The sequence below is a fragment of the Bacteroides clarus genome (genome assembly GCF_015555825.1).
Taxonomy (GTDB): Bacteria; Bacteroidota; Bacteroidia; order Bacteroidales; family Bacteroidaceae; genus Bacteroides; species Bacteroides clarus.
This window is the reverse complement of record NZ_JADNLF010000001.1, coordinates 206,804-222,502: the sequence shown is the minus strand read 5'-3', so window position 1 is coordinate 222,502 and position 15,699 is coordinate 206,804. Positions and strand designations below refer to the sequence as shown.

The following is a 15,699-nucleotide window of genomic DNA, read 5'->3' as shown; positions in this document are numbered from 1 at the left end:
TTAACATATGACTGATATATTGAAGCTTTTAGAACCTGCTGGCGAAAATGCAACTGATGATATCATCAGACAAATTCGCTCTTTACTTGACTCTGGCGATTTACAACCTGGGGACAAACTTCCGGCAGAGCGTAAATTAGCTGAAAAGTTCCAAGTTGCACGTTCTCAGGTAAGGGAAGCATTTAAAAAACTGGAGTTTTATAATATCATTAAAACAATGCCACAAAGTGGCTCGGTAATCTCGGCCATTGAGTCTACTGCTTTAAATAGCTTAATCAGTGACATTTTAAAAATGGACAATTGCGACTTCCACTCTTTAGTAGAAGCACGTTCTATTATTGAAATTAATGCTGCAAAACTTTGCGCAATTCGTCGTACAGAAGAAGATCTGAAAATGATAGAAAGCGCAATGAACAACTATAACAAAAAAATAAAAGAATGCGGTTCTGCATTAGAAGAAGATTTATACTTTCACCGTACTATTGCTGAAGGCTCTAAAAATACAGTATTAAAATCTATGATGATGACAATTACACCTGATATCATGGTGAATTATGCTAAATTTAATGTTTGTAAGACAAATTTTGAGATCCCAATAAGTGAGCATCGTCTCCTTTTCGAATATATTAAAAATAACAATGCAGAAGCAGCTAGTAATATTATGAGTCAGCACCTTACAGGAGTACTAAATTTTGCTAAGACACAACAAATTGTCCTCTAGACATAAAAAAATCAATTATAAAAAGCCTGAGAATCAATTTGACAATCAGGCTTTTTATATTAAATCATAAAGGATATTCCTCAAAAGCATAAAGCAACGTCGACAAATAGCGTTCTCCCGTATCAGGCAGTAATACCACTATGTTTTTACCCTCATTTTCCGGCAACTGCGCCAACTGAGTTGCGGCGCTGACAGCGGCTCCCGAAGAAATCCCGACCAACAAGCCTTCGTATTTCGCCAGTTCCCGCCCGGTACGGATAGCGTCATCATTGGATACCTGCAGAATTCCGTCTACTACCGCACTATTATAGTTTTTGGGAATAAAGCCTGCACCGATACCTTGAATCTTATGTGAACCCGGTTTTCCGCCTGACAATACCGGAGAATCCTCCGGCTCTACGGCTACCACTTGTATTTTAGGGTTATGCTTCTTCAAAGCCGTACCCACACCGCTCACCGTCCCACCGGTCCCAACACCGGCTACGAATATATCGACTTTTCCGTCCGTATCCTGCCATATTTCCTGTCCGGTAGTGCGCTCATGAACGGCCGGGTTAGCTTGATTATCAAACTGCTGTAAAATCAACGAGCCGGGAGTACTCGCTTGCAATTCTTCGGCACGGGCTATAGCACCCTTCATACCATCGGCACCGGGCGTCAAGACAAGTTCCGCGCCAAGGGCCTTCAGTAAATTGCGGCGTTCCATGCTCATGGTGTCCGGCATAGTCAAAACCAATTTATAACCTTTGGCCGCCGCTACAAAAGCAAGTCCAACCCCGGTATTGCCGCTGGTCGGTTCGATAATCGTCGCACCGGGTTTCAACAGTCCTTTCGTTTCCGCATCCTCTATCATAGCCAGTGCAACGCGGTCCTTGACACTTCCCGCAGGATTAAAGTATTCCAGTTTGACTATCACATGAGCCCTCAAGCCCTTATTTTTACTATAATTGTTCAACTCCAACAAAGGAGTATTGCCTACTAAGTCGGTAAGGCGTTGCGCTATTTTTTTCATATCTTACAGTGAATTATTAATAAGACAAAAATACGGCGAAGTTCGTTCATTCAAAATACCATAAATGTGGTAAATCCATACTATAAATGAGGGATATGTAGGAAAATTGGTGAGTATTTTATACCTTTGTAGCCACTTTATTAATAAAGGATATCATAATGAGTCCACTTAATTTTACTCACATCCTGACACAGGCAGTCGATGAGCTATCGGAAAGCGAATCTTACAAAGGACTGTTTCACCAGCACACGGACGGCAATCCATTGCCTTCAGCTAAGGCATTGTGCGATATTATCGAACTTGCGCGCGCTATTATCTTTCCCGGATATTTTGGAAATTCAACGGTCAACAGCCGTACGGTAACTTACCATATCGGAGTCAACGTAGAAAGACTGTTCGACTTGCTGACAGAGCAAATACTGGCAGGGCTTTGTTTCGGCAGTGATGATGAATGCAGCTGTTGTACCGAGCTTCAACGTGAAGAGGCCGCATCGATCGCCGCCAAATTTATCAGCCATTTGCCGGAATTACGCCGTATACTGGCAACCGACGTCGAAGCCGCTTACAACGGTGACCCGGCCGCCCATTCGTTCGGCGAGGTTATCAGCTGCTATCCCGCCATCCGCGCCATCAGTAACTACCGCATAGCGCATGAGTTGTTGGTACTCGGCGTGCCTCTCATTCCGCGTATCATCACCGAAATGGCACATAGCGAAACCGGCATCGACATTCATCCGGGAGCCGCCATAGGCGGTTATTTCACGATAGACCATGGTACAGGTGTGGTAATCGGTGAAACCTGCATTATCGGCAATAACGTAAAACTATATCAGGGTGTAACCCTCGGAGCCAAAAGCTTCCCGCTGGACGAAGACGGCAAACCCATCAAAGGCATTCCCCGCCACCCCATATTGGAAGATAATGTCATCGTGTATTCCAATGCCACTATCTTGGGGCGCATCACCATTGGAAAAGACGCTACCGTAGGCGGCAACATCTGGGTAACGGAGGATGTACCTGCAGGCGCAAGAATCGTACAAACCAAAGCAAAGAAATGAACGGCTGCAAAGCATAAAAGAAAGTTGTAAATAGTAAATCGTAAAATAGAAAATAAATAGATGAGCGAACAATCATTTGAAATGATTGCCAAAACTTTCCAGGGACTGGAAGAAACATTGGCACAAGAATTGACCTCTTTAGGAGCAAACGAGATACAGATAGGACGTCGTATGGTATCATTCTGTGGAGATAAGGAAATGATGTATAAGGCGAACTTCTGCCTGCGAACAGCCATCCGCATCCTGAAGCCTATCAAACAGTTTGTAGCAAAAAATGCCGATGAGGTGTACGAGCAGATCAAGGCAATCCACTGGGAAGACTATCTGGATGTTGACAAAACTTTCGCAGTGGACGCAGTTGTGTTCAGCGAGGAATTCCGTCATTCAAAGTTTGTTTCCTATAAAGTAAAAGACGCCATTGCGGACTATTTCCGGGATGCCTATAACAAACGCCCGTCCGTACGCATCAACAAGCCCGACGTACTGCTGAACATTCACATTGCCGAAACCAAGTGTACCCTTTCTCTCGATTCATCCGGCGAGTCTTTGCATCGTCGCGGCTATCGCCAGGAGGCAGTAGAAGCTCCGTTGAACGAAGTTCTGGCGGCCGGCATGATATTAATGAGCGGTTGGCGTGGAGAATGCGACCTGATAGACCCCATGTGCGGTTCGGGTACGATACCCATTGAAGCGGCCCTGATAGCCCGAAATATCGCACCGGGCGTATTCCGTAAGGAATTTGCCTTCGAAAAGTGGATTGATTTCGACCAGGAACTGTTTGATAAGATTTATAATGACGACAGCCAGGAACGTGAATTCGTTCATAAGATATACGGATACGACAATAATCCGAAAGCCAACGAAATCGCTACCCACAACATAAAAGCGGCAGGCGTGTCCAAAGACGTGACACTGAAACTGCAACCTTTCCAACAGTTTGAACAGCCTAAGGAAAAGGCGGTTATCATTACCAACCCGCCGTATGGGGAGCGTATATCAACGAACGACCTTTTAGGCCTATACTCCATGATTGGCGAACGGCTGAAACATGCCTTTACAGGAAACACCGCATGGATACTTTCTTACCGTGAAGAGTGTTTCGATCAAATCGGATTGAAACCTACCGCCAAGATACCTTTGTTCAACGGCGCTTTGGAATGTGAGTTCCGCAAATATGAAATCTTCGACGGAAAATACAAAGAGTACAAAAAGCAGGAAAGCGAAGAAGGCGATAAAGAGTACAGACCTTACGCATCGAGAGAGAGAAGAGAGTTTAAGCCCGGAGAGAAGAGGGAATTTAAACCGAGAGAGCGAAGAGACTTCAAATCGGATGACAAACGGGAGTTCAAGCCTCGTGAATACAGAAAACCGGCAGACGGCGAATGGAAACCGAAGCGGGAATTCAACAGAGAGCGAGAGTTTAATAAAGATCGTAAACCGAGAGAGTTTCGGAAACGGGACAACGAACATAACAACGACTGATACCGCTAACACAAGAAGCTATGATAAAGAGAATCGGTAAAGCAATCATGGTGTTGCTACTGACAACACCCGCTTTATTATCAATGGAGCTTATGGCACAAGACTTGAAAAAGCCTACCCTGGAAGACCTTCTTCCCGGGGGCGCAACCTATCGTATCGCTGAAAATTTACCGGGTTTGCAGTGGTGGGGTGATATATGTATCAAGCCCGGCATCGATTCATTGTTTGCCGTCAACCCCAAAAACGGAAAGGAGACATTGCTCACGACCCGGGAAAAGGTAAATCAAGTGCTCGGCTCACTGATAACTCCTACGGAAACAACCGCCACACCCAGCCATAAGGGAAGCAAAGTACAGCATTTCTACAATACCGAGTTCCCGTGGCCGGACAAGCCGTATATGCTTATCAAGCTGCCTGCGAGATACATCGTTTATGACTTTGAGAAAGATGAATTCGTCAAAGGCCTGCCACAGGCCGGAGAGAGAAACGGTGCCAACATTGACTATACCCCGGAAGGCGGGCACATAGCTTATACCGTAAAGAATAATCTCTTTGTGGACAACAAAGCCGTCACCAAAGAACCCGAAGGCATTGTGTGCGGACAAAGCGTACACCGCAATGAATTCGGAATCGGCAAGGGTACTTTCTGGAGCCCCCAAGGAAACCTGCTGGCCTTTTACCGCATGAACGAAAGCATGGTAACTCCCTATCCGCTGGTGGATATTACTCCCAGAATAGCTTTAGTGGACAAGATACGTTACCCGATGGCAGGAATGCTCAGCCATCAGGTTACCGTAGGTATCTATAATCCGGACACTCAAAAGACCGTTTATTTGAATACCGGTGACCCTACCAACCGTTATTTCACCAACATCAGCTGGGCGCCCGACGGAAAGAGCCTTTATCTCATAGAGCTGAACCGCGATCAGAACCATGCAAAACTTTGCCGATACAACAGCGAAACCGGAGAGCTGATGTCCACCCTTATCGAGGAAACGCACTCCAAATATGTAGAGCCTCAACAACCTATCCTGTTCCTGCCCTGGGATCATACCCAGTTTATCTATCAGAGCCAGAAAGACGGCTACAACCATCTGTATCTCTACAATACGGACGGCAAGCTTATCAAGCAACTGACAAAAGGAGACTGGCTGGTGCAGGACATTTTAGGGTTCAACGCCAAGAAGAAAGAGGTCATCATCGCTTCCACCGAGCTATCTCCCTTGCAGAGTAATTTATATAAAGTAAATGTAAATACGAACAAACGTACCCCATTGGACAATAGCGAGGGGGTACACAACGGAATACTTTCCGCTTCGGGCAATTATATCATCGACCGGTATTCCACTCCGGATACTCCCCGCCAGATAGAGATAGTCAACACCCAAAACAGGAAAAGCATCTCCCTGCTGACCGCGAAGAATCCTTATGAAGGCTTCACCATGCCTGCCATAGAAACAGGTACGATAAAGGCGGCCGACGGCAAGACCGACTTATATTACCGCCTTGTCAAGCCCGCCGACTTCGACCCGAACAAGAAATATCCCGCAATCGTCTACGTATATGGCGGTCCCCATGCCCAGATGATTACCAACGGCTGGATGAACGGCGCGCGCGGCTGGGACATCTATATGGCCAACAAAGGTTATATCATGTTCACGCTCGACAACCGCGGCAGCAGCAACCGTGGACTGGAATTTGAGAACGTCACCTTCAGACATTTAGGCGTTGAAGAGGGCAAGGACCAGGTAAAAGGAGTGGACTACCTGAAAAGCCTGCCTTATGTGGACGGTAACCGCATCGGCGTGCACGGCTGGAGCTTCGGCGGACATATGACTACCGCCCTCATGCTCCGTTATCCGGAAATTTTCAAAGTCGGCGTGGCCGGCGGACCGGTCATCGACTGGAAGTACTATGAAATAATGTATGGCGAACGCTATATGGATACCCCTCAGGCAAACCCCGAAGGTTATGAACAATGCGATTTGAAGAACCTCGCAGGGCAACTGAAAGGACATCTGCTTATCATCCACGATGACCACGACGATACATGCGTACCCCAACATACGCTTTCTTTCATGAAAGCCTGCGTGGATGCACGCACCTATCCCGATCTGTTTATCTATCCCGGACATAAGCACAACGTCTTGGGACGTGACCGTGTACATCTGCACGAGAAGATAACCCGATATTTCGAGGATTATTTATAAACCGGACGCATTTTCAACAGTAAACAATTAAACGTATCTATAAAATGAAAGTATTATTGCTTGGCTCAGGTGGCCGCGAACACGCTTTGGCTTGGAAGATTGCGCAAAGCCCCAAAATAGAAAAACTGTATATCGCTCCCGGCAACGCGGGAACAAGCGCAGTGGGCGAGAATGTAGACATCAAAGCTACTGATTTCCCCGCTCTCAAGGCTTTTGCCCTTGAGCATAAGATTGACATGATTGTAGTGGGTCCCGAAGATCCGCTGGTGCAAGGTATTTTCGATTGTTTCAAAGAAGATGCCGCTACCCGGCACATCGCCATTATCGGTCCTTCTGCAAAAGGCGCGCAGCTGGAAGGCAGCAAAGAATTCGCCAAAGAATTCATGCTGCGCCATAACATTCCCACCGCCCGCTACAAAAGCGTGACAGCCGAAACGCTGGAAGAAGGGCTTGCTTTTCTGGAAACCCTCACCGCCCCCTACGTATTGAAAGCCGACGGCCTGTGCGCAGGTAAAGGCGTATTGATTCTCCCGACACTGGAAGAAGCCCGGAAAGAGCTGAAAGAGATGCTCGGCGGTATGTTCGGCGATGCCAGCGCGACAGTGGTCATCGAGGAATTCCTTAGCGGAATAGAGTGCTCGGTTTTCGTGCTGAGCGACGGCGAGCATTATAAGGTATTGCCTGTGGCCAAAGACTATAAACGCATCGGAGAAGGCGACAAAGGGCTGAATACCGGCGGTATGGGCAGCGTGACACCCGTTCCTTTCGCCAACGACGAATTTATGGCAAAAGTGCGCGAACGCATTATAGAGCCCACCATCAACGGCTTGCGCGAAGAAGGCATCCTGTACAAAGGTTTCATCTTCCTGGGACTTATCAATGTGCAGAACGAGCCCATGGTGATAGAATACAATGTCCGTATGGGAGACCCAGAGACAGAAAGCGTCATGCTGCGCATTAAGAGCGATATCGTGGAACTGTTTGAAGGCGTACACAAGGCAAACCTCGATACCAAGACAATGGAGCTCGACCCGCGTACGGCAGCTTGTGTAATGCTGGTCAGCGGCGGTTATCCCGAAGCATACAAAAAAGGATATCCCATTACCGGCTTCAACCTCGCCGAGGCTACGGACAGCATCCTGTTCCATGCCGGTACCGCCGTAAAGGACGGCCAGACCGTCACCAACGGCGGTCGCGTGATAGCCGTTTGCTCCTATGGAGAAACAAAAGAAGAGGCTTTGGCTAAGAGTTACAAAGTAGCCGAAACGTTAAGTTTCGAGGGTAAATACTTCCGTCGCGACATCGGATTCGACCTTTAACAGTCAATGAGAAGCCAAAGATTCCAAAATCGGGTTACGGCGGGACGCTTTACGCTTCCCGCCGCCATCCTTATATCAGTAACCTGCTGGATACTGAGCGCCATCCTATTACCCGATTTGGAAATACGAAAAGACGATTATCCCCTGTGGGACCTATTCCGTGATTCATGTATCCCGGCCTGGGGCACCCGCCTTTTCAGCTTTATCCTATACTCCGTCATAGGATATTTTCTTATCGGGCTGAACAACGCGTTCGCCATCATCCGTATGCGGGCGTCCGTACAGACAGCCATTTATTTTCTGCTGGTTTCCGTCTGCCCTGCCATGCATATATTATATGCAGGAGATTTGGTGGCGGTCACTTTCCTCATAGCTCTGTATTTCCTGTTCAGAAGCTATCAGCAGGCCAAGCCCGCGAGCTATTTGTTCCATGCATTCGTATTCATGGGAATGGGAAGCCTGCTCTTCCCGCAACTGATGTTCTTCGTACCCGTATTTTGGATAGGCGCGTATAGCTTCCAGTCCCTGCACCCTAAAAGCTTTTTCGCTTCGCTCATCGGCTGGAGCGTACCTTATTGGTTCCTATTAGGCTACACCTACCTGTCCGGACACATGGAATTATTCTATCAGCCGTTTCTGGAACTGGTGAATTTCCGCTCCATCCGATTCGGCTTCCGGCCTTGGGAATTGGCGACAATCGGGTATATACTCCTTTTATATATAGTAAGTTCAAGCCACTGCTTAATTGCCGGCTATGAGGATAAGATACGTACGCGCAGTTATCTGCATTTCCTGATATTCCTGAACTTCTGCATCTTCGTCTATATAGGGTTACAACCGGCTCTATATCCTCATCTGTTCTCCCTGCTGTTAATCGGTACCAGCATTCTGATAGGACACTTATTCGTATTGACCAACAGCCGGAGCTCCAACCTGTTCTTTATCATTATGCTTGTCGGGTTATTTACTTTATTCGGATTCAATCTATGGACGCTTTTGCAGACACACTGATACAACTTCTGATTGACTGGGGATATGCAGGGCTCTTTATCTCGGCCTTACTGGCGGGGAGTATCATTCCGTTCAGTTCCGAACTGGTGATGCTGGCGCTCGTCAAGGTAGGACTGAACCCTGCCGTTTGCGTCCTTGCCGCAACATTGGGAAATACGGTCGGCGGCATGACCTGCTACTACATGGGTCGGCTCGGCAAAACAGACTGGATAGAGAAATATTTCAAAGTAAAGAAGGAGAAGATTGACAAGATGCAGCGTTTTCTGCAAGGGAAAGGGGCTCTCATGGCTTTCTTCGCCTTCCTGCCTTTCGTGGGAGAGGCCATTGCCATAGCATTGGGATTTATGCGTAGCAACGTCATGCTGACCATTTCTTCCATGTTTGCGGGCAAACTGATACGATATATCGCCATGTTATTGGCCTTGCAAGGGGCATTGTCGGTGATAAGTGTTTAGCGGGTAGTGATTAATGTTTAGTGATTAGCGGGTATGGAACGGATTATAGAACGGACGGAAGACGGAAGCGTCACATTGTTTGTGCCGGAGCTGAATGAGCATTATCATTCGGTAAAAGGAGCACGCACCGAATCGCAACATATCTTTATCGATATGGGGCTGAAAGTATCTGCCGCCATCCGCCCCCGCATTCTGGAAATAGGATTCGGCACGGGACTTAACGCCCTGCTCACTTTGGAGACTGCCGGACAAGAGAAAAGAGCCGTCCACTACACCGGCATCGAACTCTATCCTTTGTCGTGGGAAGAAGTCGATGTACTGAATTATAGCGACCATCCCTTGTTTAAGGAATTGCACACGGCTCCATGGGATACAGATGTGAACATTACCCCTTATTTTACGTTACACAAAATACAAGGAGACGTAAATAAAGTGATTAGCGGTGAGCGGTTAGGGATTAGTGTTGAGCGATTAGGGATTAGCGATAAATCACCCATTAATCACTCATCACTAATCGCTAATCCCTATTTCGACCTTGTTTATTTCGACGCATTCGCCCCCGAAAAGCAGCCTGAGATGTGGAGTGAGGAGCTTTTCCGGAATATATATGCCTACATGAACGCCAACGGCATACTGACCACCTACTGCGCCAAGGGAGTTATCCGCCGGCTTTTACAAGCCGTCGGGTTTACGGTGGAGCGGCTTCCCGGCCCGCCGGGCGGCAAACGTGAGATACTCCGAGCCACCAAAACAAAGGGATAAGCCGCCAGAAAGAAGATAAACAAAGCAACAGTTACCCTGAATTACACTTATAAAAGCCATAAATAAGATAGATGAAAAAGATATACTTTTTACTACTCGCAACCATACTCATAGCTTCCTGCAAGCCCAAAAGCGACCAAAGCGACAAGACCGGCGGCAAACCCGTCATTACCGTTACGCTCGAGCCTCTGCGATACTTCACCGAAGCCATTGCCGGCGACCGGTTCACAGTAGTCAGCATGGTTCCCAAAGGTACAAGTCCGGAAACCTACGACCCTACGCCGCAGCAGCTTGTAGACCTTGCCCGCAGTAAAGCCTATTTCCGCATCGGCTATATAGGCTTTGAACAAACATGGACAGATAAGCTGACAGACAACGCCCCGCACCTGCAATTCTTTGACATGTCGCAAGGCGTGGATTTGATTTACGACAATACCCACAGCCATCGGCATGTGGAAGACGGGAAGGAGCACCACCACGCCACCGGCGTAGAACCCCATATATGGAACTCCGCTACCAACGCCCAAATCATCGCGGGCAATATTCTGAGTGCGCTGTGCAGCATCGATAAAAGTAATGAAAGCGCTTACCTGGAACGCTATAATGCCCTCTGCCGCCAGATAGAGCATACCGACAGCCTCATACGGCAGACACTCACCGCTCCCGGCGCAGACCACGCCTTTATGATTTACCACCCGGCGCTTTCCTATTTCGCCCGTGACTACGGCCTGCATCAGATTCCTATCGAAGCCGGCGGCAAAGAACCGTCACCCGCACATCTGAAAGCACTGATCGATACCTGCAAGAGCGAAAAAGTACATGTCATCTTCGTACAGCCGGAGTTCGACCGCCGCAACGCCGAAATCATCGCCAAACAAACCGGAACCCGGATTGTCGATATCAACCCCCTGTCCTACGATTGGGAAGCGGAAATGCTGAATACGGCGAAGGCGCTGAATTTAATGAAGAACTAACAATGAAACCTATTATTGAAATAAGAAACCTCAATGCCGGATACGACGGTCGCACAGTGCTTCGCGACGTAAACCTTACCGTTTACGACCGGGACTTTCTGGGCATTATCGGTCCGAACGGTGGCGGTAAGACCACTCTTATCAAATGCATTCTGGGATTGCTCAAACCCGTTTCCGGTGAAATAACTTTCACATCTCCCCGCACAACGGGCAATGCCCAACTCACTATGGGCTACCTGCCCCAATACAACAGCATAGACCGCAAGTTCCCTATCACCGTCGAAGAAGTTATTCTGTCGGGGCTCAGCAGTAAGAAATCGCTCACCTCGCGTTTCACCAAGGAACACAGGGAAAAAGCCCGTCAGGTCATCGCCCGCATGGGGCTGGAAGGGCTGGAAGAACGTGCTATCGGCGCACTGAGCGGCGGACAACTTCAACGCGCGCTGCTGGGACGCGCCATAATCTCCGACCCCGAAGTGGTTATCCTCGACGAACCCAGCACCTATATCGACAAGCGTTTTGAAGCCCGCCTGTATCAGTTATTGGCCGAAATCAACAAAGATTGCGCCATCATACTCGTCAGCCACGACATAGGCACGGTATTGCAGCAAGTAAAATCCATTGCCTGCGTCAACGAAACGCTGGATTACCATCCCGATACGGGCATTACCGGCGAATGGCTGGAACGTAACTTCAACTGCCCCATAGAGCTTCTGGGACATGGCACATTGCCGCATCGGATATTGGGCGAGCATCATCACCATTAGCATAAAGACAGAAAGTATCCGTGATACCGTCATACCGCCACAAGCCATAAGCGCGCGTAAAAAAGGCTGTGGCTTCCGGCAGCCTATATCCGGTTAAACTGTTAGTTCACAGCGGTGAACACTTTGTTCCGATTGCAGAAAACAGTTTGTTTTCCGCCTATCAAACAGTTTGTTTCCTATAACGGAACACTTTGTTCCACCGTACGGAACAGTTTGTTTCCACACGGGAAACAGTTTGTTACAAGGTACAAAACAACTTGTCGGCAGTAAGCCGACAAAATACGGAAGCAGGGACAGCCATCACAGCATACCCGGCAAAGCCGTCCGGACAAGGACATTTTTGAAAAACCGCCCTGAACGGACGATACGGAAAGCTTTGTTTTTTCTGAAAATTCTCCCTATATCTCTAAACCAATCCTAATAATCCGCCTTATTGTCACTCATTTAGAACTGAAATCATTATCTTTGCGCCCGTCTATAATAAAAAACGAATTTCATCCGAATGAAACAGTACAAAACCGTAAACAACCTGATTGGTTGGATTACATTTATAATTGCAGCAACGGTTTATTGCATGACTATCGAGCCGACCGCAAGTTTTTGGGACTGCCCGGAGTTCATTACCACCGGCTATAAACTGGAAGTAGGACACCCGCCCGGCGCACCGTTCTTTATGTTAGTAGCCAATCTGTTTTCTCAGTTCGCTTCCGATGCCACCACCGTTGCCAAGATGGTGAACTACATGAGCGCGCTGATGAGCGGCGCTTGTATCCTGTTCTTATTCTGGAGTATCACTCACCTGGTACGCAAACTGGTCATCACCGATGAAAACAACATCACCAAAGGACAGTTGATTACCGTCATGGGCAGCGGTCTGGTAGGTGCATTGGCATATACATTCAGTGATACATTCTGGTTCAGCGCCGTAGAGGGTGAGGTATACGCCTTCTCCTCACTGTTTACGGCGGTGGTGTTCTGGCTGATACTGAAGTGGGAAGATGTAGCGGACGAACCGCATTCCGACCGCTGGCTGATTCTTATCGCCTACCTCACCGGACTGAGTATCGGTGTTCACTTGCTGAACCTGCTCTGTCTCCCTGCCATCGTGCTGGTATACTACTATAAAAAAGTGCCCGATGCCAACGCAAAAGGCTCTCTGCTGGCGCTTCTCGCATCCATGGTGCTGGTAGCGGCCGTACTGTACGGTATCGTTCCGGGTATTGTAAAAGTGGGCGGCTGGTTCGAGCTGTTCTTCGTCAATACGCTCGGCATGTCGTTCAACAGCGGCGTCATCGTATATATCATCTTGCTGGCGGCCTGCCTTATCTGGGGTGTATACGAAAGCTACAATGAAAAGAGCAAGTCGCGTATGGCGCTCTCGTTCATACTGACCATAGCCATGTTGGGTATTCCTTTCTATGGTCATGGCAGCAGTTCCGTGATTATCGGCATCATCGTCATCGCGCTGTTATGGCTCTACCTCAAACCGGGTACGCAGGAGAAGATTAAAGAGAAATACCGTGTATCGGCGCGTACGCTGAACACATCTCTGTTGTGCACCATGATGATTGTCATCGGATATTCATCCTATGCGCTTATCGTAATCCGTTCCACCGCCAATACTCCGATGGACCAGAACTCACCGGAAGACATCTTCACACTGGGCGAATATCTGGGACGCGAGCAATACGGTACACGCCCGCTGTTCTACGGCCCGGCCTACTCCTCACAGGTAGCTCTGGACGTGAAAGACGGGTATTGCGAACCGCGCATTTCCTACAACGGAACCAAATATATCCGCAAGGAGAAAGCCGCTGCCGACGAAAAGGACAGCTATATCGAAATTCCGGGACGTATCGAATACGAATACGCGCAGAATATGCTCTTCCCGCGCATGTACAGCAGCGCGCACACCAACCAATATCAAGCCTGGCAGGATATCAAAGGGTATGATGTGCCCTACGACAAATGCGGCGAAATGATTATGGTAACCATGCCCACGCAGTGGGAAAACATCAAGTTCTTCTTCTCCTACCAGCTCAACTGGATGTACTGGCGCTACTTTATGTGGAACTTTGCCGGACGCCAGAACGACTTGCAGGGCAGCGGAGAAATAGAGCACGGCAACTGGATTACCGGTATCAAGTTCATTGACAACATGCTCGTAGGCAATCAGGACTTGCTGCCGAAAGAGCTGAAAGAGAATAAAGGACATAACGTATTCTACTGCCTGCCGCTGTTGCTCGGAATTATCGGTCTGTTGTGGCAGGCCTACCGCGGCCAGAAAGGTATCCAGCAGTTCTGGGTAGTGTTCTTCCTTTTCTTCATGACCGGTATAGCGATTGTGCTCTATCTGAACCAGACACCAAGCCAGCCGCGTGAACGCGACTACGCGTATGCGGGTTCGTTCTACGCTTTCGCCATCTGGATAGGCATGGGTGTGGCAGGCATCATCCGCCTGTTGCAGCATTATGCCAAGATGAAGGAGCTTCCCGCCGCGGCCATCGTTTCAGTGGCCTGTCTTTTTGTTCCCATACAGATGGCAAGCCAGACCTGGGACGACCACGACCGCAGCGGCCGTTATGTGGCACGTGATTTCGGTCAGAATTACCTGATGTCATTGCAGGAGACGGGCAATCCCATCATCTACACCAACGGTGATAACGATACTTTCCCCCTGTGGTACAACCAAGAGACGGAAGGTTTCCGCACCGATGCCCGTACTTGTAACCTCAGCTACCTGCAGACCGACTGGTACATCGACCAGATGAAGCGTCCCGCCTACGACTCTCCTTCCCTGCCTATCACGTGGGACCGTATGGAGTACGTGGAAGGTACCAACGAATATGTTCCGGTACGCCCCGAATACAAGAAGAGCATCGATGCCCTGTATGCCGAAGCAGAGAAACAAGCCCTGAGCGGTAATACCGAAGCACTGATAAACGTGAAGAAAGAATTCGGCGACAATCCTTACGAGCTCAAAAACATCCTGAAATATTGGATACGCAGCAAGAACGAAGACTTGAAAGTGATTCCCACCGACAGCATCGTAATGAAAGTGGATAAGGAAGCCGTACGCCGCAGCGGCATGATGATACCGGGTGATTCCATCCCCGACTATATGCACATCTCGCTGAAAGGCAAACGCGCCCTCTACAAGAGCGAACTTATGATGCTCGAGATGTTGGCGGAAGCCAATTGGGAGCGTCCTATCTACATCGCAGTCAGCGTAGGGCCGGAGAACCAGTTGAATATGGGCAACCACTTCATTCAGGAAGGTCTTACCTACCGCTTCACTCCGTTCGATACGGACAAACTGGGTGTGAAGATTGACAGCGAAAAGATGTACGACAACCTGATGAACAAATTCAAGTTCGGCGGTATCGACAAGCCGGGTATCTACATTGACGAGAATACGATGCGTATGTGTCACTCGCATCGCCGTATCTTCTCCCAGCTCGTGCAGCAACTGATACGCGAGGGCAAGAAGGATAAGGCGAAAGCCGCGTTGGACTATGCCGAGAAGATGATTCCCGCCTTCAACGTACCATACGACTGGCAGAACGGCGCCGTACAAATGGCTGAAGCGTATTACCAGTTAGGCGATTCCGCAAAAGCCGACGAAATGATGAAAGCGCTTGCCAACAAAGCCGTGGAATACCTCACCTGGTATCTGAGCATGGACGACAACCGCTTCGTTATCTCTACCCGTGAGTTTGAATACCATTGGGCAGTACTTGATGCCGAAGTAAAGATTATGAAGAAATACAATTCCAAACTGGCGGAAATCTACGAACCGAAAGTAGAAGAGTTGTACAACTTATATGTAGAAAGACTTAAACAGTGATAAGCGGATAGCGGTGGGTGATTGGCAAATAACTGTTTGCCAACTACTCACCACTGCACGCTTATCACTAATCACTAACCG

General features: G+C 48.5%; 12 protein-coding genes. 11 read left to right on the top strand and 1 reads right to left on the bottom strand.

The genetic code is table 11. The features are described 5' to 3' along the window. Positions 1-7: 7 nt before the first annotated feature. On the top strand, positions 8-721 hold the full coding sequence (locus tag I2F54_RS00795; protein ID WP_009122070.1) for a FadR/GntR family transcriptional regulator: 714 nt from the start codon (positions 8-10) through the stop codon (positions 719-721). Positions 722-785: 64 nt separating this feature from the next. Here I2F54_RS00795 and cysK read toward each other — a convergent pair whose 3' ends face one another. Then, positions 786-1,733, bottom strand: a complete 948-nt coding sequence (gene cysK, locus I2F54_RS00790) for a cysteine synthase A (protein ID WP_022218669.1) — start codon at positions 1,731-1,733, stop codon at positions 786-788. Between the two features lie 158 nt (positions 1,734-1,891). Here cysK and I2F54_RS00785 point away from each other — a divergent pair, with 158 nt between their 5' ends. From I2F54_RS00785 to I2F54_RS00740, 10 genes are all read left to right on the top strand, one after another. Continuing rightward, positions 1,892-2,791: a serine O-acetyltransferase gene (locus tag I2F54_RS00785; RefSeq protein ID WP_009122068.1), complete on the top strand. Its 900-nt coding sequence runs from the start codon at positions 1,892-1,894 to the stop codon at positions 2,789-2,791. A gap of 60 nt (positions 2,792-2,851) precedes the next feature. Continuing rightward, positions 2,852-4,273 (top strand): THUMP domain-containing class I SAM-dependent RNA methyltransferase, encoded by a 1,422-nt coding sequence (locus tag I2F54_RS00780; RefSeq protein WP_195500320.1) that lies wholly within the window; start codon positions 2,852-2,854, stop codon positions 4,271-4,273. Between the two features lie 20 nt (positions 4,274-4,293). Beyond that, complete coding sequence (locus tag I2F54_RS00775) at positions 4,294-6,483, top strand: S9 family peptidase (protein ID WP_195500319.1); 2,190 nt, start codon at positions 4,294-4,296, stop codon at positions 6,481-6,483. Positions 6,484-6,527: 44 nt separating this feature from the next. Further along, positions 6,528-7,802, top strand: a complete 1,275-nt coding sequence (purD, locus tag I2F54_RS00770) for a phosphoribosylamine--glycine ligase (RefSeq protein WP_022218666.1) — start codon at positions 6,528-6,530, stop codon at positions 7,800-7,802. Between the two features lie 6 nt (positions 7,803-7,808). Continuing rightward, positions 7,809-8,813 (top strand): hypothetical protein, encoded by a 1,005-nt coding sequence (locus tag I2F54_RS00765; protein WP_009122064.1) that lies wholly within the window; start codon positions 7,809-7,811, stop codon positions 8,811-8,813. Continuing rightward, positions 8,789-9,268 (top strand): YqaA family protein, encoded by a 480-nt coding sequence (locus I2F54_RS00760; protein ID WP_195500318.1) that lies wholly within the window; start codon positions 8,789-8,791, stop codon positions 9,266-9,268. Before I2F54_RS00765 ends, I2F54_RS00760 begins: the two co-directional genes overlap by 25 nt. A gap of 33 nt (positions 9,269-9,301) precedes the next feature. Then, entirely contained in the window at positions 9,302-10,030 is a 729-nt protein-coding gene (gene mnmD, locus I2F54_RS00755; RefSeq protein ID WP_195500317.1) for a tRNA (5-methylaminomethyl-2-thiouridine)(34)-methyltransferase MnmD, read from the top strand. Positions 10,031-10,101: 71 nt separating this feature from the next. After that, on the top strand, positions 10,102-11,004 hold the full coding sequence (locus I2F54_RS00750) for a metal ABC transporter solute-binding protein, Zn/Mn family (protein ID WP_118466898.1): 903 nt from the start codon (positions 10,102-10,104) through the stop codon (positions 11,002-11,004). 2 nt (positions 11,005-11,006) lie between these two features. Then, positions 11,007-11,771 carry a metal ABC transporter ATP-binding protein gene (locus I2F54_RS00745; RefSeq protein ID WP_009122060.1) on the top strand — a complete coding sequence of 255 codons (765 nt, stop codon included), beginning with the start codon at positions 11,007-11,009 and terminating at the stop codon, positions 11,769-11,771. A 502-nt stretch (positions 11,772-12,273) separates the two neighbouring features. Beyond that, entirely contained in the window at positions 12,274-15,618 is a 3,345-nt protein-coding gene (locus tag I2F54_RS00740; RefSeq protein ID WP_195500316.1) for a glycosyltransferase family 117 protein, read from the top strand. The last annotated feature ends 81 nt before the right edge of the window (positions 15,619-15,699 follow it).

What these genes read in the sequence shown, in the direction of transcription:
- I2F54_RS00795 (WP_009122070.1), top strand. Translation starts at nt 8, where the DNA reads ATGACTGATATATTGAAGCTTTTAGAACCTGCTGGCGAAAATGCAACT.
- cysK (WP_022218669.1), bottom strand. Translation starts at nt 1,733, where the DNA reads ATGAAAAAAATAGCGCAACGCCTTACCGACTTAGTAGGCAATACTCCT.
- I2F54_RS00785 (WP_009122068.1), top strand. Translation starts at nt 1,892, where the DNA reads ATGAGTCCACTTAATTTTACTCACATCCTGACACAGGCAGTCGATGAG.
- I2F54_RS00780 (WP_195500320.1), top strand. Translation starts at nt 2,852, where the DNA reads ATGAGCGAACAATCATTTGAAATGATTGCCAAAACTTTCCAGGGACTG.
- I2F54_RS00775 (WP_195500319.1), top strand. Translation starts at nt 4,294, where the DNA reads ATGATAAAGAGAATCGGTAAAGCAATCATGGTGTTGCTACTGACAACA.
- purD (WP_022218666.1), top strand. Translation starts at nt 6,528, where the DNA reads ATGAAAGTATTATTGCTTGGCTCAGGTGGCCGCGAACACGCTTTGGCT.
- I2F54_RS00765 (WP_009122064.1), top strand. Translation starts at nt 7,809, where the DNA reads ATGAGAAGCCAAAGATTCCAAAATCGGGTTACGGCGGGACGCTTTACG.
- I2F54_RS00760 (WP_195500318.1), top strand. Translation starts at nt 8,789, where the DNA reads ATGGACGCTTTTGCAGACACACTGATACAACTTCTGATTGACTGGGGA.
- mnmD (WP_195500317.1), top strand. Translation starts at nt 9,302, where the DNA reads ATGGAACGGATTATAGAACGGACGGAAGACGGAAGCGTCACATTGTTT.
- I2F54_RS00750 (WP_118466898.1), top strand. Translation starts at nt 10,102, where the DNA reads ATGAAAAAGATATACTTTTTACTACTCGCAACCATACTCATAGCTTCC.
- I2F54_RS00745 (WP_009122060.1), top strand. Translation starts at nt 11,007, where the DNA reads ATGAAACCTATTATTGAAATAAGAAACCTCAATGCCGGATACGACGGT.
- I2F54_RS00740 (WP_195500316.1), top strand. Translation starts at nt 12,274, where the DNA reads ATGAAACAGTACAAAACCGTAAACAACCTGATTGGTTGGATTACATTT.